20 protein-coding genes are annotated in these 20,739 nt (G+C 33.3%); 11 read left to right on the forward strand and 9 right to left on the reverse strand.

The genetic code is table 11. From position 1 onward, the window contains the following. Positions 1–143 precede the first annotated feature (143 nt). The 3 genes from IEV50_RS06655 to fucP all read right to left on the reverse strand — a co-directional run bounded on the left by IEV50_RS06655 (position 144) and on the right by fucP (position 3,437). Positions 144–1,163 carry a zinc-binding alcohol dehydrogenase family protein gene (locus tag IEV50_RS06655; RefSeq protein WP_188412462.1) on the reverse strand — a complete coding sequence of 340 codons (1,020 nt, stop codon included), beginning with the start codon at positions 1,161–1,163 and terminating at the stop codon, positions 144–146. A gap of 121 nt (positions 1,164–1,284) precedes the next feature. Beyond that, positions 1,285–2,073 (reverse strand): SDR family oxidoreductase, encoded by a 789-nt coding sequence (locus tag IEV50_RS06660; RefSeq protein WP_188412463.1) that lies wholly within the window; start codon positions 2,071–2,073, stop codon positions 1,285–1,287. A 35-nt stretch (positions 2,074–2,108) separates the two neighbouring features. Then, positions 2,109–3,437 (reverse strand): L-fucose:H+ symporter permease, encoded by a 1,329-nt coding sequence (gene fucP, locus IEV50_RS06665; protein ID WP_188412464.1) that lies wholly within the window; start codon positions 3,435–3,437, stop codon positions 2,109–2,111. A 415-nt stretch (positions 3,438–3,852) separates the two neighbouring features. Between fucP and IEV50_RS06670 the strand changes: the two genes are divergently transcribed. Genes IEV50_RS06670 through IEV50_RS06685 form a run of 4 tightly spaced genes read left to right on the forward strand, consistent with a single transcriptional unit; the run spans position 3,853 to position 6,678 of the window. Continuing rightward, the gene (locus IEV50_RS06670) at positions 3,853–4,617 is read left to right on the forward strand and encodes an SDR family NAD(P)-dependent oxidoreductase (RefSeq protein ID WP_188412465.1); all 765 of its coding nucleotides are present in this window, start codon (positions 3,853–3,855) and stop codon (positions 4,615–4,617) included. 25 nt (positions 4,618–4,642) lie between these two features. Continuing rightward, on the forward strand, positions 4,643–5,500 hold the full coding sequence (locus IEV50_RS06675) for a fumarylacetoacetate hydrolase family protein (protein ID WP_188412466.1): 858 nt from the start codon (positions 4,643–4,645) through the stop codon (positions 5,498–5,500). Beyond that, positions 5,500–5,829, forward strand: coding sequence for an L-rhamnose mutarotase (locus IEV50_RS06680; RefSeq protein ID WP_188412467.1), 330 nt, complete (start codon positions 5,500–5,502; stop codon positions 5,827–5,829). The genes IEV50_RS06675 and IEV50_RS06680 overlap by 1 nt, the downstream gene beginning before the upstream one ends. 9 nt (positions 5,830–5,838) lie before the next feature. Next, positions 5,839–6,678: an amidohydrolase family protein gene (locus IEV50_RS06685; protein ID WP_188412468.1), complete on the forward strand. Its 840-nt coding sequence runs from the start codon at positions 5,839–5,841 to the stop codon at positions 6,676–6,678. On the opposite strand, the gene IEV50_RS06690 is transcribed toward IEV50_RS06685, so the two are convergent. Next, entirely contained in the window at positions 6,670–7,821 is a 1,152-nt protein-coding gene (locus IEV50_RS06690; RefSeq protein ID WP_188412469.1) for an aldose epimerase family protein, read from the reverse strand. The genes IEV50_RS06685 and IEV50_RS06690 overlap by 9 nt on opposite strands. A 132-nt stretch (positions 7,822–7,953) precedes the next feature. Here IEV50_RS06690 and IEV50_RS06695 point away from each other — a divergent pair, with 132 nt between their 5' ends. Beyond that, on the forward strand, positions 7,954–8,625 hold the full coding sequence (locus tag IEV50_RS06695) for an HAD family hydrolase (RefSeq protein WP_188412470.1): 672 nt from the start codon (positions 7,954–7,956) through the stop codon (positions 8,623–8,625). Position 8,626: 1 nt separating this feature from the next. Then, positions 8,627–9,322, forward strand: coding sequence for an NUDIX hydrolase (locus IEV50_RS06700; protein ID WP_188412471.1), 696 nt, complete (start codon positions 8,627–8,629; stop codon positions 9,320–9,322). Position 9,323: 1 nt separating this feature from the next. On the opposite strand, the gene IEV50_RS06705 is transcribed toward IEV50_RS06700, so the two are convergent. Next, positions 9,324–10,100, reverse strand: a complete 777-nt coding sequence (locus IEV50_RS06705; RefSeq protein WP_188412472.1) for a helix-turn-helix domain-containing protein — start codon at positions 10,098–10,100, stop codon at positions 9,324–9,326. A gap of 313 nt (positions 10,101–10,413) precedes the next feature. On the opposite strand from IEV50_RS06705, the gene IEV50_RS06710 reads away from it, so the two are divergent. Both IEV50_RS06710 and IEV50_RS06715 read left to right on the forward strand, forming a co-directional pair. After that, entirely contained in the window at positions 10,414–10,779 is a 366-nt protein-coding gene (locus tag IEV50_RS06710) for a hypothetical protein (protein WP_188412473.1), read from the forward strand. Between the two features lie 75 nt (positions 10,780–10,854). Continuing rightward, positions 10,855–12,132 carry an Hsp70 family protein gene (locus IEV50_RS06715; RefSeq protein ID WP_188412474.1) on the forward strand — a complete coding sequence of 426 codons (1,278 nt, stop codon included), beginning with the start codon at positions 10,855–10,857 and terminating at the stop codon, positions 12,130–12,132. Between the two features lies 1 nt (position 12,133). Here the strand turns inward: IEV50_RS06715 and IEV50_RS06720 are convergent, their stop codons facing one another. Then, positions 12,134–13,771 (reverse strand): carboxylesterase/lipase family protein, encoded by a 1,638-nt coding sequence (locus IEV50_RS06720; RefSeq protein ID WP_188412475.1) that lies wholly within the window; start codon positions 13,769–13,771, stop codon positions 12,134–12,136. Positions 13,772–14,692: 921 nt separating this feature from the next. Then, complete coding sequence (gene treF, locus IEV50_RS06725) at positions 14,693–16,255, reverse strand: alpha,alpha-trehalase TreF (protein WP_229746658.1); 1,563 nt, start codon at positions 16,253–16,255, stop codon at positions 14,693–14,695. 86 nt (positions 16,256–16,341) lie between these two features. Between treF and IEV50_RS06730 the strand changes: the two genes are divergently transcribed. Continuing rightward, positions 16,342–16,800 (forward strand): hypothetical protein, encoded by a 459-nt coding sequence (locus IEV50_RS06730; protein ID WP_188412477.1) that lies wholly within the window; start codon positions 16,342–16,344, stop codon positions 16,798–16,800. Positions 16,801–16,803: 3 nt separating this feature from the next. Here the strand turns inward: IEV50_RS06730 and IEV50_RS06735 are convergent, their stop codons facing one another. Further along, positions 16,804–17,997: a GAF domain-containing sensor histidine kinase gene (locus IEV50_RS06735; RefSeq protein ID WP_229746659.1), complete on the reverse strand. Its 1,194-nt coding sequence runs from the start codon at positions 17,995–17,997 to the stop codon at positions 16,804–16,806. A gap of 202 nt (positions 17,998–18,199) precedes the next feature. Here IEV50_RS06735 and IEV50_RS06740 point away from each other — a divergent pair, with 202 nt between their 5' ends. Beyond that, positions 18,200–18,382 (forward strand): hypothetical protein, encoded by a 183-nt coding sequence (locus IEV50_RS06740; RefSeq protein ID WP_188412478.1) that lies wholly within the window; start codon positions 18,200–18,202, stop codon positions 18,380–18,382. Between the two features lie 229 nt (positions 18,383–18,611). On the opposite strand, the gene IEV50_RS06745 is transcribed toward IEV50_RS06740, so the two are convergent. Beyond that, on the reverse strand, positions 18,612–19,379 hold the full coding sequence (locus tag IEV50_RS06745; RefSeq protein WP_188412479.1) for a LuxR C-terminal-related transcriptional regulator: 768 nt from the start codon (positions 19,377–19,379) through the stop codon (positions 18,612–18,614). A gap of 131 nt (positions 19,380–19,510) precedes the next feature. Here IEV50_RS06745 and IEV50_RS06750 point away from each other — a divergent pair, with 131 nt between their 5' ends. Continuing rightward, positions 19,511–20,722, forward strand: coding sequence for a hypothetical protein (locus IEV50_RS06750; protein ID WP_188412480.1), 1,212 nt, complete (start codon positions 19,511–19,513; stop codon positions 20,720–20,722). Positions 20,723–20,739 lie beyond the last annotated feature (17 nt).

The raw sequence follows: 20,739 nt of genomic DNA on the forward strand, positions 1-20,739 counted from the left end.
CGCGGGGAATGACGACTTACGGAAGAGGGAATCTGCGAAAATCAACAAAATCTGCGGGAGAATTATTGGAGGTATAAAATAAGCAGCAAGATTCCCGGCTTTGCGAGATGGACGAATTAGCAGAAGAATCTGTGGCTAAAAAACTAATCCTCCATCCTAACCATTGCCTTAATTACCCCATTTCTCGGATCTAACCAACTTGCAAATTCATTTTTTACTTCTTCAAATTTCACACGATGCGTAATGTAATTTGTGGGATTAACCAAACCTGCTTTCATCGATTTAATTACATGTTGGAAATCTTCTATAGTTGCATTTCTACTGCTCATTAATGTAGATTCTCTTTTGTGAAATTCGGGGTGATTGAAAATTAAATCGCCTTTTTGCAAACCAATCAGTACAAATCTGGCGCCATGAGCCATATAATTAATGGCGTTATTAATTGCTTTCTGATTCCCTGTTGCATCGATTACAACTGTTGGCATATCTCCATTTGTAATTTTACGCAACTGTTCTACAACATCTGGCGAAAGTGCATTAACCACATGGGTAACTTTCAATTTATTTTTACAAAAAGCCAGTCGATCTTTGTTTACATCTAAAGCAATCACATTTGCACCCGCAATCCTGGCGAATTCCATGGTTCCTAAACCAATCGGACCAGCACCAATTACGAGTACAAATTCTCCAGGTTTAACATCCGCCCTTCGAACCCCATGCGCTCCTATAGCTAAAGGTTCAACTAAAGCTAGTTCATCGTAACTTAAGCCCTCGCCGTGTAAAAGTGTTTTGGATGGAACAGACAAATACTCACACATTCCACCATTTATATGTACTCCACAAACCTGCATTTTAACACAACAATTTGGTTTATTCATTCGGCAGGCAATACATCCATCGCAATTAAAATATGGTATAAATGTTACCGCCTCTCCTATGGTAAAACCATCAGCTCCATCTGCCTCTACCAATTCTCCTGAAAGCTCATGGCCTAAAATACGCGGATAATTAAAAAAAGGTTGTGTGCCTTCAAATGCATGTAAATCAGTTCCGCAAATGCCGATTCGCTTAATCTTTATAATTGAATGCGCTTTCTTAAGTTCTGGTTTATCAGTCTCTGAATAATCAAAAGTTCCGGGCGTTGTACAGGTTAGGGATTTCATCTTAAAATTAATGATTGAATTTTGATTGATTGAATGAATTTTGAATGATGAAATGAGCGAATGTTAACAGTGATTCTATATCATTCAATCATTTACCCCATCTATCATTCTCTAATTTTATTTACGCATTCGCTAAGGCCCTATCCAAATGAACATAACCACCATCTACATGAATAATTTGTCCGGTGGTATGACTTGATTTGTTTGACATTAAAAAAGCCGTCATGTTGGCGATTTCTTCAGCTGTCGTCATTCTATTTTCCAACGGAATTTTGGCTGTTATTTCATCTAATTTTGCTTGAGCATCGGGCAAGGTTTCAATCCAGGTTTCGTAGGCTGGTGTCCAGCATTCGGCAACCACTACTGCATTTACACGAATTCCGTATTTCAACAGTTCCACTGCCCACTCGCGTGTTAAAGCATTTCTACCACCATTTGCAGCAGCATATGCAGAGGTATTTCCTTGTCCCGTTTCGGCGGTTTTCGAAGTGATATTTACAATAGCACCTTTGCTTTTAATTAATTCTGGCAAAGCATGATGTGCCATTAAATAATAGTGAACTACATTTTTATGTAATGAAGCCATGAAATCTGTATAGTTTCCACTTTCTAAACTTACACCATCATTAACACCAGCATTGTTTACCAAACCATTAATTCTTCCGAATTTAGCAACAATTTCTGCCACAACTTTTTCGCAATCCTGTGGATTCGAAAGTTCCGCAACAAATTGAGCAGCTTCACCACCGTAGGCTACAATTGCATCAACAACCTTCTGGTTATCTTCGGCTTTTCTACCAACAATTACAGCTATTGCATTTTCTTTAGCAAATACCTCTGCAATACTGCGACCGATGCCCTTCGCAGCACCAGTAATAATAATAACTTTATCTTTTAACTGTAAATCCATGTAAAACTAGTATTTCTTAAAAATCATTTAAAATATTAACCATTTAAGCTAACTTCTTGTTCAATTTGTGTTGGCTTCCATACTTTCCAACCATAAAAAAGAATTACGATAAAGCATATCAATGGAACTGAATACCCATATTGGATATTTTCTGTCAGGTCGGAGATATACCCTAAACCCAATGGTAGCAGCGCACCACCAACTATAGACATTACAATAAGAGATGAACCTATTTTTGTATCGGCACCTAAACCAGCTATACCCATACTAAATATCGTTGGAAACATAATAGACATAAAAAATGCCACACCAATTAAAGCATAAATCGTAATTGCACCATTACCAAAAATTGCTACAGATGTAAGTAATGCACTTGCTAATGCATAAAACATCAATAAACGATTCGGAGCAAAATATTTCATTAAAAAAGTACCGGCAAACCTACCTACCATAAAAGCCAATCCTGCTGCACCAGAATACCAACTTGCTTCAGAGGCATCAATATTTGCAGATATAGTAACAAATCTGATAAAAAAACTCAAAACACAAACTTGTGCACCTACATAAAAAAATTGCGCTAAAATAGCCCAACGTAAGTGTTTATGGCGTAAAGCATGAATTATTTTTTCTAAAGCGCTCCTATCTTTACTATCAATTAGCTCCTTATCCTCTTTGATATCAGGTAATTTTGTAAAAATAAATAATATGGTTACCAGGATGATAATTAAACCCAAAATTAAATATGGCCCTTTTACACTGCTGGCTTCATGTGTTAAATATGCTTCTTTAGCTTGAGGCAGCATTTTTGCTAATTCACTATCTGTATAATTAACACCTGATAGTATAAATTTTCCACCCACAATCGGTGCCATGAATGCGGCAAAACCGTTAAACGACTGAGAGAAATTTAACCTTTGAGTTGCAGTTTCTGGTGGACCTAAAATAGTTACATAAGGATTTGCAGCGGTTTCTAAAAAAGTTAATCCACAAGCAATTACAAATAATGCTCCTAAAAAGAATATATACTGACGAGTATCTGCAGCAGGCAAAAACAATAAACAGCCAACCGCAAAAAGCGATAGACCTAAAATTATTCCACTTTTATAGCCCCACCTGCGCATTACATAACCTGCTGGTAAAGCCATTAAGAAATAGGCGATAAAAACTGAAAAATCTACTAAAGATGTTTCTAAATCGGTTAGACGAAATGCTTTTTTTAAGTGAGGAATTAAAACCGGATCTAGATTGTGTACAAATCCCCAGAAAAAAAATAAGCTCGTTATTAAAATTAGTGGCAATAAATATTTTTTTCCTGACGGTGAATTGTCGTCGGTTACAATTCCTGGCTGTGTGTTGTGGTTCATTATATTTGGTTTTGGCTAATCACATTTAAAATTTGGTCAGGTGCATTTATAATTTATAAAAAGCAAGTCTTCTAAATTCGGTTTGTAAATGGTTAAGACGTATTGAAATCGATTTAAGAAATCAATAAAAAAGTAAATCTTATAAATCCAAATATATATGTTTTTTTAAAATCGCAAACATATATTAGTTATCTCTATTATGCAGAATTATCTCTTCAATTTGCATGTTTTAAATATAAAAAAATGATTACAGCAAAATTTAATCCTATATGGTAATATCAATTAATATTTAGATAAAAAATTAAAATTTTATTGGATAAATACCACTTAATTTGCAATAACTATAATTTATTTAAAATAGAGTTTAGGGCAGTCAATCCGTAAATTATTTTTAATTTAAACCAATAATATAAATATGTTTTCATTACAAAATAAAAGAGCAGTAGTTACAGGTGGAGGAAGTGGTATTGGAAAAGCAATAGCAACCATTCTGGCAAAGCAAGGCGCAGAAGTTCATGTAATTGAACTGGGAACCGAACAAGCTGAAACAACTTTAAGTGAAATAAAAGCCGCTGGTTTTAAAGCATTTAGTTATGCCTGTGATGTTTCAGACCATAATGCTGTTAAAGATGTTTTTAAGCAGATTGGAAAAATAAATATTTTAGTAAATAATGCCGGGATTGCACATATTGGCAAAGCAGATACAACTGAAGAATCTGATTTTGATAGAGTAATGCGTGTAAATGTTAAAGGTGTTTACAATTGTTTATATGCCGCAATTCCGCAAATACGATTGTCAGGAGGAGGCGTTATAATAAACATGGCTTCAATTGCTTCTTTAGTTGGATTACCAGATCGTTTCGTTTACAGCGCTGCAAAAGGTGCCGTAAAAGCAATGACAATGAGCGTTGCAAAAGATTATATTGGAGAAAACATCAGATGCAATTCAATTTCTCCTGCAAGAGTCCATACGCCTTTTGTTGATGGTTTTCTGCAAAAAAACTATCCTGAAAATATTCCTGAAATGTTTGAGAAATTATCAAAAACACAACCAATAGGAAGAATGGCAAAACCTGAAGAAGTTGGTGCTTTGGCCTTATATTTATGCAGTGATGAAGCTTCTTTCATAACCGGTTGTGATTATCCTATCGACGGAGGCTTTACTACACTAAATAATTAAATACTAAAAACGTAAATAACTTATAATGAAATTAATACGATTTGGCGAAGCTGGTTTTGAAAAACCGGGTGTTATTATAAATGATAAATATTACGATGTTTCTTCGCTGGTTACAGATTATAACGAAGCATTTTTTGCAGGTGATGCAATTGAAAAATTAGCAGCTGACATTAAAACAGCCAATCTTAATGAAGTTGATAAAAACGTACGTTTAGGTGCTGCACTTGCTCGTCCATCAAAAATTATATGTGTTGGTTTAAACTATAAAGACCACGCGGCAGAAACAAATGCACAAATCCCTACCGAACCAATTTTATTTTTCAAAGCTACATCAGCAATAGTAGGCCCTAATGATGATTTGATAATCCCAAAAAATAGTAAAAAAACAGATTGGGAAGTTGAACTGGCTATTGTTATTGGTAAGAAAGCAAGCTATGTATCAGAAGAAAATGCATTAGAACACATTGCTGGCTACGTTTTACATAATGATTACAGCGAGCGTGAATTTCAATTGGAAAGAAATGGACAATGGGTTAAAGGTAAAAGCTGTGATACTTTTGCGCCTATCGGTCCATTTATCGCAACACCTGATGAAATAAGCGACGTGCATAATTTACGCCTTTGGTTAACAGTTAACGGTAAAACTTTACAAGATGGAAATACCTCAAACCTGATTTTTAATGTACCCTTTATGGTTTCATACATCAGTCAGTTTATGACACTATTACCTGGTGATGTGATAACAACAGGAACACCTGCTGGTGTTGGTTTAGGCCAAAAACCCGAGCCTTGGTACTTAAAACCTGGTGATGTTGTAGAATTGGGCATTAATGGTTTAGGAAGCAGCAAACAAGTTGTTAAAGCTTATAAAGGAAATATATAATGAAGAGACATTGCTTTGCACTCGATTTAATTAATGATGAAAAGCTTATTGAAGCTTATAAAGAATACCATAAAGCCATTTGGCCAGAAATTGAAGAAAGTATAAAATCAGCTGGTGTTGAAAAATTAGAAATTTACCTTTTAAACACTCGTCTTTTTATGATCATGGATGTAAATGATTCATTTTCTCTGGAAGCTAAAGCAAAGGCTGATTTAGAAAATGAAAAAGTTCAGGAATGGGAAAAGCTGATGTGGAATTATCAAAAAGCTTTACCAGGGGCTAAACCGGGTGAAAAATGGATGATGATGGAAAATATTTTCAAACTCTAACAATAGCTTATGATTGATACTCACGTGCATTTTTGGAATTTTGATCCTGCAAGAGATTCTTGGATTACTGAAGAAATGAATGCCATTCGTAAAGATTTTACACCTAAAAATTTAATCAGAACTTTTAACGAACTGAAAATTACAGGTTGCGTTGCCGTTCAGGCCAATCAAACAGAAAACGAAAATAATTTTTTGTTGAGATTAGCCGATCAAAATGAAATTATTAAAGGTATTGTTGGATGGGTTGATTTAAAAAGCAAAAATTTAGAGGAACGCTTGAGTTACTGGTCTTCTTTTAAAAAAATTAAAGGCTGGCGACATGTGCTTCAAGCAGAAAATTCAGCATTTTTTCTATCCGATGATTTTGTTAGTGGAGTTAAAAATTTAAAAAAGTTTAATTACACTTACGATCTTTTATGTTATCATGATCAGCTTCCAGATATCATTAAACTTGTGGATAAGGTACCTAACCAACCATTTGTTCTAGATCATTGTGGTAAACCAAATGTTAAAAGTCAGGATTTAAAAGCCTGGGCTGAAAACATAAAAAACCTTGCTCAAAACCCAAATGTATATTGTAAACTTTCGGCATTATTAGTAGAAGCAGATTGGAAAAACTGGAAAGAAATAGAGATTTTTAATTGCTTCGACGTAATATTCGAAAACTTTGGACCCAATCGTGTGATGTATGGCAGTGATTGGCCTGTTGTTTTACTAAGTAGACCATATATTGATTGGTTTAACCTGGTTTCTAAATATGCTTCAAAATGCACAATTCAGGAAAAGGAAAATCTTTTTCTGAATTGTGCATCCTCTTTTTATAAATTAGAAAGCCAGGATTTACTTTAAAAATTTATAGGTTGTTGTTGTTTTATATACTTCACCCGGTTTTAACACTGTAGAAGCGAAATTAGCGTGATTTGGTGCATCAGGAAAATGCTGCGTTTCTAAACAAAATGCCGAACGGTGTGGATATGATTTACCACCTTTACCATCTTTATCTGTACCAGTTAAAAAATTTCCACTATAAAATTGTAAACCTGGTTCACTTGTGTAAACTTCCATGGTAATTCCAGTAACTGTACTTTTTACAGTAGCAATAGCCTTTTTTGCATCATGTTTGTTTAAAGCGAAATTATGGTCGTACCCTTTGCCGAATGTTAATTGCTGATCTTTCTCTTCGATATTCTTACCAATCGTTTTTGCCTTGTTAAAATCAAAAGGTGTTCCTGTAACCAGCTGCAATTTTCCAGTAGGAATTAATGTTGAATCTACTGGTGTATATGCATTTGCATCAATAAATAATTCGTGGTCAAGAATTGTCGAATTTCCTTCACCATTTAAATTAAAATAAGCATGATTGGTTAAATTAACAATTGTAGCCTTATCAGTTGTTGCAGAATAATCAATTCTTAAAGCATTATCATCGGTTAAAGTATAAGTAACTGTAACATCCAGCTTACCTGGGTATCCAGCTTCTCCATCTTTTGAAGAATAAGTTAATTCTAATTTCTGCTTATCAATTTGTTTCGCATCCCATACTTTAGAAAAGAAACCATCGCTGCCTCCATGCAAAGTATTTGGTCCGTCGTTTAACTGTAACTGATAATCTTTTCCATCAAGATTAAATTTTCCTTTAGCAATTCTATTTCCGTAACGCCCGATTAAAGCACCAAAAAAGGGCTCGCCTTTTTTACGGTATGAACCAATACTGTCGTAACCTAAAACAACATCAGTTAACTTATCATTTTTATCTGGTACTAAAAGAGAAACTACCCTGCCACCATAATTTGTAATAGAAATAGAAGCACCCTGTTTATTCTTCAGGGTATAAAGTGAAATTGCTTTCCCATCTATCGTTGTATTGTAGCTGGAAGAATCTGCTTTTACTTCCTCAGAAGATTTTTTTTCTGCAGAAGGATTACAAGAAAATAAACTGATGGATAGACTTAAAGTCGCAATTGATACTGCTGAAAGAATTGTTCTTTTCATAAAGATTTAATTTGGTTAAGGCTAAAGTAATAAATTAATTAACGTTATTACAACGATTATAAGTATAATTTCCATTATAATTGGTGGTGTAATTATAACATCAAATAAAATAATATATTTTAGCAATACAATATGCAAGTTTTAGAGTTTAAGTACAAAGCCTTTATTTTTGATTTAAATGGCACCATGATAAACGACATGGAGTACCACACAATGGCTTGGCACTCCATTATCAATAAAGATTTGGGTGAAAATCATTCTTACGAATCAGTTAAGAAAGAGATGTATGGCAAGAATCACGAGGTTTTAGAGCGTATTTTTGGCAAAGAACGATTTACTCCTCAAGAGATAATAAATTTGTCTATTGATAAGGAAAAGCGTTATCAAGAAGGATATATTCCACACCTTGCATTAATTGATGGCCTTTATGAACTTTTAGAAATAGCCAGAAGCAAAGGAGTTTTAATGGCTATTGGTTCTGCAGCAATAACTTTTAATATTAATTTTGTTTTGGATGGATTAAAAATCCGTGAATATTTTAAGGCTATTGTAAGTGCTGATGATGTTGAAATAAGTAAACCCAATCCCGAAACTTTTTTAAAGGCAGCAAAGGCTTTGGGAATAAATCCTTCAGATTGCCTTGTTTTCGAAGATGCTCCAAAGGGTGTCGAATCTGCGTATAACGCAGGAATGAAATGTATTGTACTTACAACTACCCATGATATTGAAGAATTTGCCGAATATTCAAATATTTTAGGATTTATTGATAACTTCAAAAACCCAATTTTAAAAACGCTCTTATAAAATGACCAAATATATAAATCAAAACCCTGTTCTTGTTGCTGTAGATTGCATAATTTTTGGTTACGATGGTGAACATCTTAAACTTTTAGTAATAAAACGTGCTATAGAGCCGGTAAAAGATCAATGGAGTTTAATGGGTGGCTTTATTGGTACTAACGAAGATTTAGATGGTGCTGCGAAGCGAATTTTATTAGAACTTACGGGTTTACATGATGTTTATCTGGAGCAATTGCAGGCTTATGGCCAACCCGATCGTGATCCGATTGAGAGAACGATATCTGTTGTTTATTTCGCACTTATTGATATCAATAAATACAGCAAGCAAATAAATGATCAATACCATGCAGAATGGTTTGAGCTTAAAAAAGTGCCCGAATTAATTTTTGATCATAGTATAATGGTAAAAGCAGCAATGGATAAAATTAGATATCAAGCCGCTTTGCATCCTATTTTATTTGAATTATTGCCAAAGAAATTTACAATTCCTCAACTGCAAAATCTATATGAACAAGTTTACGATTCTCCTATTGATAATCGCAATTTCATAAGAAAAATTACCGCCAGCGGATTATTGATTAAACAAACAGAGAAGGATAAATCAAGCTCGAGAAGGGGGGCATTCTATTTTAAACTTGATAAGTTGAAACACAAAGCACAATTTCAGTCGTTTTTAAGTTTTATATCAAAACCAAAATAAATTAGTTTAACCTTCTAAATTCAAGGGCAGATATTCCTTTAGTTTTTTTAAAATTACTCATAAAAGAATTCGCTTGCTCAAAACCTAGTATTTCTGCAATAATTGCAATAGAGTAATCGGTATGGATTAGAAGTTCTTCAGCTTCTCTAATAAGTCTTGCGTATAAAACTTCGGGCAGGTTTTTAGAAAATGCCTTTTTTAAGAAACCATTTAATTTTCTAGAATTCATACCCATACCTGCTGCATAAAATTCTGTTGAACGTTCCGTTTTAAAATATTGTTCTAAAATAGCTCTGAAACGCAAAACCTGCTGCAATTCATCTACGCTTAAATCCATTAATTCGGCATTTAGAACTGCAGAAAAACCAAGCAATAATGAAAGGTATTGAGCAAGATATGAAACATCTCTTTTTGCAAGGATTTCTCTTTTTAACTGTTCCAGTAAACTATAAGCTTTTTGAGCTTGCGAATTATTTAAATCTCTAAAAGATAAAGACATAAAAAGATTCCGCGATTGAGAATCTCTATGCTGAAGCAAAAATTCTGAATATAAAAGACTGCTAAAACTTAACCAATATGCAGAATTAACTTCTCCCTCAAGGCGAATGATACCCTCTTCAGGTATAAAAAATACTCTTCCAGGAGTAAGTACATAATCGCCAGAATTCATACATAACAATCCTGAGGCCTCCTTAATTATAAGCACCCTTATCGAGTATTCGGCTTTTAGTGCTCTATCTCTTTTAAAATTTCCCTTGATATCTTCTAACTGTATCATTTCACATCAAAGTATCTTGTTTTTACTAAGACATTATTACAAGCTTATTGATTACACTAAAAAATAATCTAATCTGTTAAAGTTTTGCAATGTAGCATATTTATAATCTTAAAAAAGTCAAATACAATCTTTTATACCCATCTTTTTTATTACAAGCGCATAAATTTAAAAATTGTTTATTAGGTTTTAAAATACCTAATTAAATTTAAACACGTCAAAATTACTTAATTATTAGTAATATTAATACTACTTTTTTTATTAATATTGCTATTTTTTAAAACCATTTTGAAAATCCTTTGTTGTGTACCTTACCATGAAGAATTTTATAATTATTTCAGTGCTATGTCTTTTTTTTGTTGCATGCGCGAAAGAAATTCCTGAACCAGATGTAGTTAAATTACAAGTGTATTCAACTAAAATTAAATATGCCAACCATAATGAGCCTGATATTCTTTACTGGTATTTACGTGAAGCTAATAAGGGAGGGTATTTTTATATAACTTCAACAACAGATATAAAGAATTTTAGCGATTATACTTTCACGTATGCGGCCAAAATGCCTGAAGATTTATTAGGAAAATCTGCAATTAAAGATATCGTCGTCTTCATAAACCAGCTGAACGGAGATATGTTTTTTGATATTACCGGCAAAACAGCAATAACATTATTAGGCGAATAGCTAATTTTATTTGCTATTTTTTATATACTTTCGCAACCCGATTTAAAACGGCTAACTAATATTATTTCATAAGCGATGAGTAAGTTTTTATATGGAATTGATTTTGGAACAACCAATTCAGCCCTTTCTATTTTTAATGAAGATAAAAAAGAAATCATTTCAACAATTTCCATACCCTCTTTGATTTATTTTAAACATGAGCTAACATCAGCAGATGCAGAAAATTATGTTGTGGGCGAAAAAGCTATCGAGGAGTATTTAAATGACGGTATGAAAGGTCGTTTCATTAAGTCGATTAAGCAAATCCTATCCAGAAGTACTTTTACTGAAACACGAATTCAAAATAGAAGATATAATGCTTCTGATTTAGTGACACTAATTTTAAAAGACCTAAAAAAAACTGCTGATAAAATTACAGGATTCAACTGTACAAAAGCGGTAATAGGCCGACCTGTATTTTTTGATGATGATAACGCACAAAGAGATACACTAGCACAAACACGTTTAAAAAAAGCTGCCGAAAATGCTGGTTTTACAGATGTTCGCTTCCAGTTCGAACCTATCGGAGCAGCTTTCGCGTATGAAAGAACTATAACAAAAAAAGAAAAAGTATTAGTTGCAGATTTAGGTGGTGGAACAACAGATTTCACTTACCTAATTCTTGATCCCAAAAAAGTTGGTAATCAGAATAGGAAAAACGACATGATAGCTTCAGGCGGCATCTATATTGGTGGCGATAGCCTTGATTCGGCTTTTATGTGGGAAAAAGGAACACCCTACTTTGGTAAAAACACAAAATATGAAGCAACAAGAGGGCAAATACTAAGTGTACCTAAATCGCTTTTTGCTAATATTTGTTCCTGGGATAAAATGAATTTTTTTAATGGTCAGAAAATCCAAAAAGATATTGAAGATTACTATTACTTTTCGGGTAATGATAGAAAATTTAAAAATCTGATTACATTAATAGATAATAACCTGGGTTATTCAGTATTTCAATCTATTGAAAAAACGAAAATCGAACTATCTGATAAATCTTCGTCAGAATTTATTTATTCAAATATGGGCATTGATATTAACGAAAGCATTTCGCTTACTGAGTATAACTCCGTTATTGAAAAAGACGTTGAAAGAATAAACGACTACCTTGATAAATTCCTGATAACTTACAATATAAATCCGTTAGATATTGATTGTCTTTTCCTAACTGGAGGTACATCAATGGTTGCTGCGATTCAAAATTTATTTAAAAATAAGTTTCCACATACACCTTTGAATTCAGGTGATAATTTTAAAAGTGTTGCAAAAGGATTAGCCTATAGTGGTTACCTGTTTGGAACTGAACAAAATTAAACTACTTTAAATAAGTTTTATCCAGAAACAGATATCTTGCCCGTTCAGTTTCCTTTTCAATAACTTCAGCAGTGTTCAAACCTATATTAATATAATGCACTGAATTTCTAGTAACGGGCGACCACTTAGGCAACCCATCTCCGTTAGGATTTCCTGTTTTAATAAAATTGGCAAAGTACTCAAGCATTGTATCCGAAATTTTGTGGTCTTCTGCAGTCCATGCATAAACAGGATTGGTGCTTAAGTTTCCCATTGCATATTCGATTTCGAATGCATGTGGAGCACCTTCCGAAATTAATTGTTTTGGTGCGGGTTTAGCGTTTGCTGCATTCATGCTAATTCCACCAGCCAAACCAGGAGTTGCCTGAGCAAACTTAGCCATCATTGGTGGCTTTGATTTCGAAAACAGGTAACGATAAACGGGTTTTTTACTTGTACTAACTTGCATATCCAGCCATTTCCAGGTGCTGTAGGCAATAAACCTGTCGCTTGCCAAAGCCGTTGCAGAAACAACAACTTCTTCGGGATTTGTAGCAGGATATAGTTTCAAAACTTCATCTGCCTGCTGTGGATATAACTGCTTTAACTTTTTAGTGTAATTTTCTACACTTGGCGTATCTCTGCCCATTACAGCCTGAAAAGAAACTTCGGCGGAATTCCAACCAGCAAGTAATGGCACTTGAGCTTGTTCTCCGGCGGCGAATATTTCTACTAAATTTTTATTTAGAAAATAACCATCAATATTTGCAGCAGTTTTGAAAGCACCTTGTTTTGAAGATTCTTCCAATAATTTTTCAGCAGGTAAAGCTCTCAATTCGGCTAATGATTTTACGCCTGTTTTTTCTGCAAAAGCCAAACCATTTTTTTCTGCAGCATCAAGCGTAATTGGTGCAAGTGTAGGATTTATCATTGCGCCGCTCTCTCCTATTGCGCCGGCAAAAAGCTTTTTCGATAATGGAGATGCCATTTGTGCAGAAACAGAAATCGAACCTGCAGATTCTCCGGCTATAGTTACTTTTTTAGGATCACCTCCAAAATTTTTAATATTTTCCTGTACCCAAAGTAAGGCCATACGTTGATCTAATAAACCATAATTACCCGATGATTTATTTAATGATTCTTTTGTAAGTTCAGGATGCGCAATGAAACCAAAAACACCTAATCTATAATTTACCGTTAGTACAACGATACCCTTTTTTGCCATCGCTTCGCCATCATAGCGAGGTTCTGAACCATCACCAGCAACATAACCTCCTCCATAAAAATAAACCAATACAGGTAATTTATCTTTAAAGGTTTTTGAGGGTGTCCAAACATTTAGGTATAAACAATCCTCACTCCCTCCAGAAGAACGGAAGCCCATATCGCCAAACGGTTTCTTTTGCATTGCGTTACCGCCAAATTTGTCCGCTTTTCGAATTTCTGTCCAATTATTTACAGGTTCGGGTGCTTTCCATCGTAAATTACCAACCGGAGCTTTTGCAAAAGGTATGCCTTTAAATGTTATTATACTTTTATCTTCTTTGGTACCTTCTAATATGCCGTTGGAAATTCTCACCTGAACTTTTTCAGCCGTTTGAGCGAAAGTATTCATGGGTAAAATGAATGCAGAAATCAAAAATAAATAAACAAATTTCATAATATTAGATCAGTGTAGTATGATTTTCTATTAAGGTAGCTGTTATAAATTGAAATTTTTGCAGGTAACCAACTTTTTATATAGCAGATTATAGATTAATAAAAATCTCATAAAAAATTAAATGTCGCAATTTTACGTGCAACTTTAATTTCTCCTATTTTTTAAACATTTACAAATTGCATTTTCGATTCATCATAACGAGTGCCGGAGGTTTTAACAACAGGAATGTAGCTATCCCAGGATAAGGAACTAGAAGATTAGTAAAAACCAACGAAGGATGATTAATTTTTATATCACGATTTGCATAAAGCAAGGTACTACAACCTTTAATAATTAATGAAATTTTGTAGAAATCCCTGCGATGTAAGAAAATGACTAACACCTGCCTTCATCCATTTTAGAAACGCTAAACTGGATAGAATCTGGCTGCACACTTTTTAATTGCACAGATTTAATATCGATTCCAATTTGTTTCTGCATTTAAGAATTAAACATTTCAAAGTAAAAAATTACCCATCGAAATATTTAATAGTTATCAGCTTTTCTTACCGCCAAAAATAACACAGAAAACGCTAAAACCACCTGCGATGAAAACAACGCCAAGTATAAAATTAAGTGTATCGCCCATTTGGTTAAGGTATGTTTAATAAATGACATTAAACAGACTTTAAGAATTTTTAGCATTCTATTTTGGAATAAAATGCTTCGGTGGTATTTTATCAGCAATTGCTTGATTTTTAAATGAATCATCTTATGCCATTAAGATTGACATTACTACTTCACTTAATATTTTGGATAACATTAAGATAGGTGATTTAGATTCTGACGCCTACCAATTGATGGAGGAAGTTATTAAAATTGAAAAAACATGTTTAAATTAATACACAATTTGTAACTACGCTCGATAATTATAAAAGTATTTTATTGTTGAGGTAATTTATTCAATAGCTTTAACAAAACGCCATTAGTCCAACCGAAACCATCTTGAAGCGGATATTCTCCTCCACCACCCTTGCTATTAAAATTTACTACGTTGTATTTTTCCATTAGCTTACCGGTTTGTTTAAAAACAGATATGTTCTGATTAACCCATCGCTGAGTTATCGTATTTGCAAACTTTTTGTAACCATAATTATCCAAACCCATAATGCTTACCCATTGCAGAGGTGCCCATGCATTGGGAGCATCCCATTGCTCTCCAGTAGTTTTTAAAGTAGTTGCCAATCCACCTGATTTCAAAAATTTTGCCTTAACTTTTAATGAAACAAACTTTGCCTGAACAGGTGTAGCGATTTTGAAATACAAAGGAAATAATGCAGCAAGCGTTTCTTGCTTTGAAAAACTTTGATTTTTCCAATTGTAATCTGTAAAGAAATTCAAATCCTTATTCCAAAAATATTTTAAAATGGCTGCTTTACGATTTTTTGCTTTTAGTGTAAATAAATTTGCCTTTTTCACATTACCCGATTGTTGATTTGCTAACGCAATTACGATTTCGAGATTATACATTAATGTGTTTAAATCTACAGGCAATAAATCTGTAGTAATAATTTGGCTGTAGCTGTTACCATCGGCAAACCAACGGCTGCTGAAATCCCAACCTGATTCTGCTGCCGAACGAACATTGCGCAAAAAAACATCAGGCGCTTGCTTTGTTTTCTTAGATGCTTCAAAATCTTCTTTGAAAGATTCTTCTCTTGGCCAATCTCCTGCATCGTAGTATCTATTCAATATACTTCCATCCGTTAATTTTACTACATGCCCTAATGCCCTGCCTTTATCAAGTTTTTCTATGCCTTTCATCCAAAAATTATACTCTAATTCAAGTACATCTTTATAATCACTTAGCTTAACTTTTTTATTGCTATTGACTAACAATTGAACCATTAAAGAGAAAAATGGCGGTTGAGAACGAGTTAAATAATAACTTCTGTTTCCATTCGGAATGAAGCCATACTTTTTAATTAGGTAAGCGAAATTATCTACCATATCTTTAATTACCTGCGTTTTACCTGCTCTTTGCAAACCCAACATTGTAAAATAAGAATCCCAGTAATAAATTTCTCTAAATCTTCCTCCTGGAACAATGTATGGTTTTGGCAAAGGAAGCAAAGAAGTTGTGTATAAAGAAACAGTATCAGGATTTCGCTTTAAAACTTGCCAAAGTGTATCCAAATGCTTTTCTATTCCAGCTTTAATATCCGATTGACAGAGCGTCGTATGGCTTTCTGGCAAGCTAAAATATTGATTAACAAATTGTTTTAAATCGAAATCTTTTAAATTCTTCTGAGAAGAATATGCATCCATAATTACTGCAGTTTGCTGTTTTGGTATTGCATCTGCAAAAGATTTACTATCAGGATATATACCCGACAATTGCACTTTTTCGAATAAACCCGGGTAAGTTAGCCTCGGACTTAATTCCTGTTGGGCAAAAACATGATGGGAAACAAGCAGAAAACTAAATAAAATTATTTTTCTCATAATGATAACATTGTTAAGAAAGGTATGCATTTCTCTTCAAATTTTATGTTAGCTTTAATTTAAAAACCAAATAATCAAACATACCAATGAAAATTAATGCACTTTCTGTGATTATAATTTTAACATTTTTAGCCTGTAATCAACCACAAATTAAAGTTAACGATACTGTTTTAAAAATTAATGGCACCTGGAAATTAGTATCAAGTTTGTGCATAACAAAAGGAGATACGGTTAATACATCGCCCTCAAAAAAAGTAGAAATGATAAAAATCATAAACGATACTCATTTCGCATTCTTTAAGCATAATTTAAACAAGGGAAAAGGTGTTGAAGAAGTTTACGATTCGGGTAGTGGAACTTATTTAATAAATGGAAATAATTATATTGAACATTTAGAATATTGCAGTGCAAGAGAATGGGAAAACCATGATTTTAAATTCATTTTAAAATTAAAAAATGATACTTTGATTCAGAGCGGAATTGAGAAATTGGTAACTTTAAAAGTTGATAGAGAAATTGTAGAAATTTATGTAAGAAAAAAATAATTATTAAACAGGAATTTTTAAGGTAAAACAAGTCTCAGTTTCTGTAGATGAAACACTGATGGTTCCGTTATGTGCTTTCGATATTTCTGATGCTATAAAAAGGCCCAAACCCAAACCTTTTTTATTCTGATCTTCATTACCACGAGAAAACGGCTGAAATAATCGTTCCATAGCTGCAGTAGAAATTTGCTTTCCCGTGTTAATAACTGATAACTCAAATCCTTCGTCATTGCTTATTGCTTTAACATTAATAGGAGCATTAACATTTCCATAGCTTAACGCATTGCCTAGCAAATTAGAAAAAAGCTGAGCAATACGTTTTCCATCACAGTTAACAGGTTTTTGCAAATCAAATAAGACATTAATTTCACGTTGTGGAAAGTTAGCTTCCAGCTCTGCAACTACTTCTACCAAAATGGTTTCAATAGCCTCGTTTTCTTTTTTATTTAAGAGTATTCCTTCTCCAAATCTTCCGCTTGCAAAATCAAGCATATTTTCAATCAATCCATTCATCCGATGGGAGGACCTTTGAATAATACTTATAATTTTTTGAATCTTTTCATCTTTGGATAAATGATTTAAAAGTTGTGCACTGTTTAATATCGCATTAAGCGGGTTACGCAAATCATGACCTAAAACGCCAATAAAATGCTCCCTTAATTCGGCAATATACCTTTCTTCAAAAAGATTTTGGTCTGATAAACTAACCTTTTCAATAGCATCTAGGTGAAAAGCTATCAAATCTGAGAAAAGATCAAACATCCCCAATATTTCGGGTGTATTGATTACGTTTGGTTTAGGATCTATTGCACACAGCGTACCAAAATAATCCCCCGATTTAAGTCGAATTGGAACAGAAATATAACTTTGAAAACCATACAATAATGGCGTATGGTGATTAGCAAATTTTGCATCTTCAGCTACATGATTAATAACCACCGGATTATGGTGTTGGCGAATTTCATTGCAAATAGTTGTTTCTAATTTTAATTCTCCACCAGGTTTTAATCCAAAATTAATATGATCTAATAAGGCACAAGCTACCCATTTATCATCCGTTACACGGGCAACGGCAGCAAAACCCATACCGGTAGTTCTGCAAATAACTTGTAGAATATTTGCAACAGCAGGAATATTAGAAATGGCCTCAATATCAGCCTTAATGTTTAGTGGAGTTTGCGATGATCTATGATTCACTTGTATATTTTCTTTACTGTTTCAGTATAAAAATCCGTAATTCTTTTAATGTTTTCAAAAAGCAAAGATATTCTTATATTAAAAAGTATTTATACGCAAAATAACGGTTATTTAACGGTATTATTTTTAATTAAACAAATTCATTAGGTAATTAAAAAAATCCAAATTACATAATTAGTCTAATGGAGATTACCTTTACAAAATGAAAAGATTGAACAGCGATACCTCAAGCGAAGAACTTCAGGAAATTAAGAAAGGTGATTTAGTTACCGATACTTTCAGCAAAACAGGTTTAGTAGAGCGTATAGAGATAATTGATGATGGATTATACAGAATTTATGAATTTAACCTCGTTACCGGAAGAACGATTACGGTAAAAAAATAGAAAGAGGGGCATCTAATACCCCTCTCCAAAATTGCCATGAAATCCATCATTAGTGGTAATAATAAATTTCTCACAATCAAAAATAATGTAACATCATAGTTTAGTATACGTCTGGTTTTCAGACTACTCTGTAATTGCAGGCGCCTTATGAATTACATTGATAACACGAAAACAATTATTATTCCAGTTTTCATGTAGGTTGTTCTAATATTCTCATTAGCGATAAAGTTTATAATCCAGAAATTTTGTTAATTGCTGCAAACATGTTTCCTGCGCCTGTTTTTGCCATTATATGTTTCCTATGGCTTTTAACAGTTTCTATGCATAAATAAAGTTTTTCTGCAATTTCTTTACTGGTGTAGCCCTGTCTGGCTAAGTCTAAAACCTCTTTTTCTCTTTTTGATAATTGATTACATGCTTCAGGAAATTCATTTTCATGGCAAAGCGTATAAGTGCCTGAAGTAGAAAGTACATGAACAGTGAAATTTATTGAGTTTATAAACCTGAAACCTGTAATATCGATACAATTAATGTATTCAAGTGTTGGTTTACCATCATCAGTAAAACTGGCAAAAGTACTTTGCCTTAAAATAGTAACGTAAGAATTATCGGCTTTTCTTAATCTGATATTATAGCTAAAACGCAGCTTAGCTCGTTGCTCTTTGGGGGTATTGTAGTAATAATTAAAAATAGCGAGATGCAAATCCCTCAGCCGCTCCAGGTCTGCAACATGAATAATGCTCAAAGAAAAAGTAAATCCTCTGTTCAGAAAAATTTCTTTATCGTAACCCAAAATTGTTTTTATTGATGAACTTATGCTTATATATTCCATACATGCCCAGTTAAAAATACCCTGATAGCCAGCATAGGTTTGCATATCTTGATTATTTGAATCGAAAACAGAGCTTTCAGTTCGAAAACTTGAATTGATTGATTTTTTTGAATAGCCGGCAATTTTGTATAACTCGCCGGTTGAGAGTGTATTCAATAGATTCATGTTGATTAATTATAGGGTAAATAAAATTAAACAATTTTATTTAAATATAACAAACTGAAAATCAATCTTTTGGGGGATAATTAGCTTGAATAATATTTTTGATATTGTATTTAAAATTAATCTCCCTAAAAATGATTAACAACGTAGCTTTCGACGTAGTTATCGGATTGATATTTATCTACTTGCTATATAGTCTGCTGGCCACTGTTGTTGCAGAAATTATTGCTACAAAACTTGGTTTACGAGCCCGGAATTTAAAAGAAGCCGTAAACAGAATGTTGACTGATGAAGATGATTTTCGACTAAAAGGAAGATGGTACGATTTTTTAGGGAAATGGTTTTTGGAGAAAATTCAAAGAATAGGTGATTCATTACGGCTAATGAAAAATCCGAAAAATAAGATAATCGACCGTTTCTATAGTAATCCTGAAATAAAGTACCTCGGCAGTTCGGGTTTGTTCAAATATCCATCATCTTTCAAAGCTGTTAGTTTTTCTAAAACTTTGCTATATCTTTTAAATGGTAATACACCATTAAATGTTAGCAATATTGATAGTACATTAAGGAATGATGCACAAAAAGTTTTAGGAAAAGAAACTGCAGAATATGTGTTAAATATTTGGGAAGATTCTGAAAAAAATATAGTAAAGTTTAAAATGCAACTCGAAGCCTGGTTTGATAGAACCATGGAACAGGCAACAGAATGGTACAAAAGAAAAATCCAGATTGTGTTGCTGATTATTGGTTTTGTGATGGCTTGGCTATTCAATGCCGATTCTATTTCAATTGTACACAAACTTTCGAAAGATAAAAATGCAAGGGAGCAAATCGTATTGCTCACCTCTTCTTACCTAAAAAGTAATCCGAAAAAACCTGAAGATATTTCAACATCTCTAACCGCAAATGAAGCAAAAGAATACAAGCAAAATTTAGATTCTTTAATTAATGTAAAAGAAACAATTGAGGCAGATATAGAATCGACTAAAACACTGCTGGGCTACGGAAGCTGGCCGCCAGATTCCGTAGAAGTTTACAAAAGGAGCAACCAAATCAAATTCAAACCTCAATTAGATGCTTCAATCCTTTCTGTTGCTCAAAAAATAAATGCGCAAACGGGTAAGAGTTTAAAATTCAATACATCAGATAAGTGGAAATATTTCTTTGGGATTTTTGCAAAACATTTCTGGGGATTTTTAATTACCGCAATCGCAATATCACTTGGCGCACCATTTTGGTTCGATTTACTGAATAAATTAATGAGTTTAAGAACATCAAACAAAGAGCAAACCGAAAGTACAAATACAAACAAAAATAACGTAGTAAAGCCTTCGGAAAGCAATTGAAATTAACTACAAGAAGC

The sequence above is a fragment of the Pedobacter mendelii genome, from assembly GCF_014635725.1.
Taxonomy (GTDB): Bacteria; Bacteroidota; Bacteroidia; order Sphingobacteriales; family Sphingobacteriaceae; genus Pedobacter; species Pedobacter mendelii.

Excerpts from the sequence above, each read along its gene's own strand:
- IEV50_RS06675 (WP_188412466.1), top strand. The coding sequence starts at position 4,643 with ATGAAATTAATACGATTTGGCGAAGCTGGTTTTGAAAAACCGGGTGTT.
- IEV50_RS06750 (WP_188412480.1), top strand. The coding sequence starts at position 19,511 with ATGATTAACAACGTAGCTTTCGACGTAGTTATCGGATTGATATTTATC.
- IEV50_RS06740 (WP_188412478.1), top strand. The coding sequence starts at position 18,200 with ATGAAAAGATTGAACAGCGATACCTCAAGCGAAGAACTTCAGGAAATT.
- IEV50_RS06680 (WP_188412467.1), top strand. The coding sequence starts at position 5,500 with ATGAAGAGACATTGCTTTGCACTCGATTTAATTAATGATGAAAAGCTT.
- IEV50_RS06710 (WP_188412473.1), top strand. The coding sequence starts at position 10,414 with ATGAAGAATTTTATAATTATTTCAGTGCTATGTCTTTTTTTTGTTGCA.
- treF (WP_229746658.1), bottom strand. The coding sequence starts at position 16,255 with ATGAGAAAAATAATTTTATTTAGTTTTCTGCTTGTTTCCCATCATGTT.
- IEV50_RS06730 (WP_188412477.1), top strand. The coding sequence starts at position 16,342 with ATGAAAATTAATGCACTTTCTGTGATTATAATTTTAACATTTTTAGCC.
- IEV50_RS06720 (WP_188412475.1), bottom strand. The coding sequence starts at position 13,771 with ATGAAATTTGTTTATTTATTTTTGATTTCTGCATTCATTTTACCCATG.
- IEV50_RS06670 (WP_188412465.1), top strand. The coding sequence starts at position 3,853 with ATGTTTTCATTACAAAATAAAAGAGCAGTAGTTACAGGTGGAGGAAGT.
- IEV50_RS06660 (WP_188412463.1), bottom strand. The coding sequence starts at position 2,073 with ATGGATTTACAGTTAAAAGATAAAGTTATTATTATTACTGGTGCTGCG.
- IEV50_RS06685 (WP_188412468.1), top strand. The coding sequence starts at position 5,839 with ATGATTGATACTCACGTGCATTTTTGGAATTTTGATCCTGCAAGAGAT.
- fucP (WP_188412464.1), bottom strand. The coding sequence starts at position 3,437 with ATGAACCACAACACACAGCCAGGAATTGTAACCGACGACAATTCACCG.
- IEV50_RS06705 (WP_188412472.1), bottom strand. The coding sequence starts at position 10,100 with ATGATACAGTTAGAAGATATCAAGGGAAATTTTAAAAGAGATAGAGCA.
- IEV50_RS06655 (WP_188412462.1), bottom strand. The coding sequence starts at position 1,163 with ATGAAATCCCTAACCTGTACAACGCCCGGAACTTTTGATTATTCAGAG.
- IEV50_RS06700 (WP_188412471.1), top strand. The coding sequence starts at position 8,627 with ATGACCAAATATATAAATCAAAACCCTGTTCTTGTTGCTGTAGATTGC.
- IEV50_RS06715 (WP_188412474.1), top strand. The coding sequence starts at position 10,855 with ATGAGTAAGTTTTTATATGGAATTGATTTTGGAACAACCAATTCAGCC.
- IEV50_RS06745 (WP_188412479.1), bottom strand. The coding sequence starts at position 19,379 with ATGAATCTATTGAATACACTCTCAACCGGCGAGTTATACAAAATTGCC.
- IEV50_RS06690 (WP_188412469.1), bottom strand. The coding sequence starts at position 7,821 with ATGAAAAGAACAATTCTTTCAGCAGTATCAATTGCGACTTTAAGTCTA.
- IEV50_RS06695 (WP_188412470.1), top strand. The coding sequence starts at position 7,954 with ATGCAAGTTTTAGAGTTTAAGTACAAAGCCTTTATTTTTGATTTAAAT.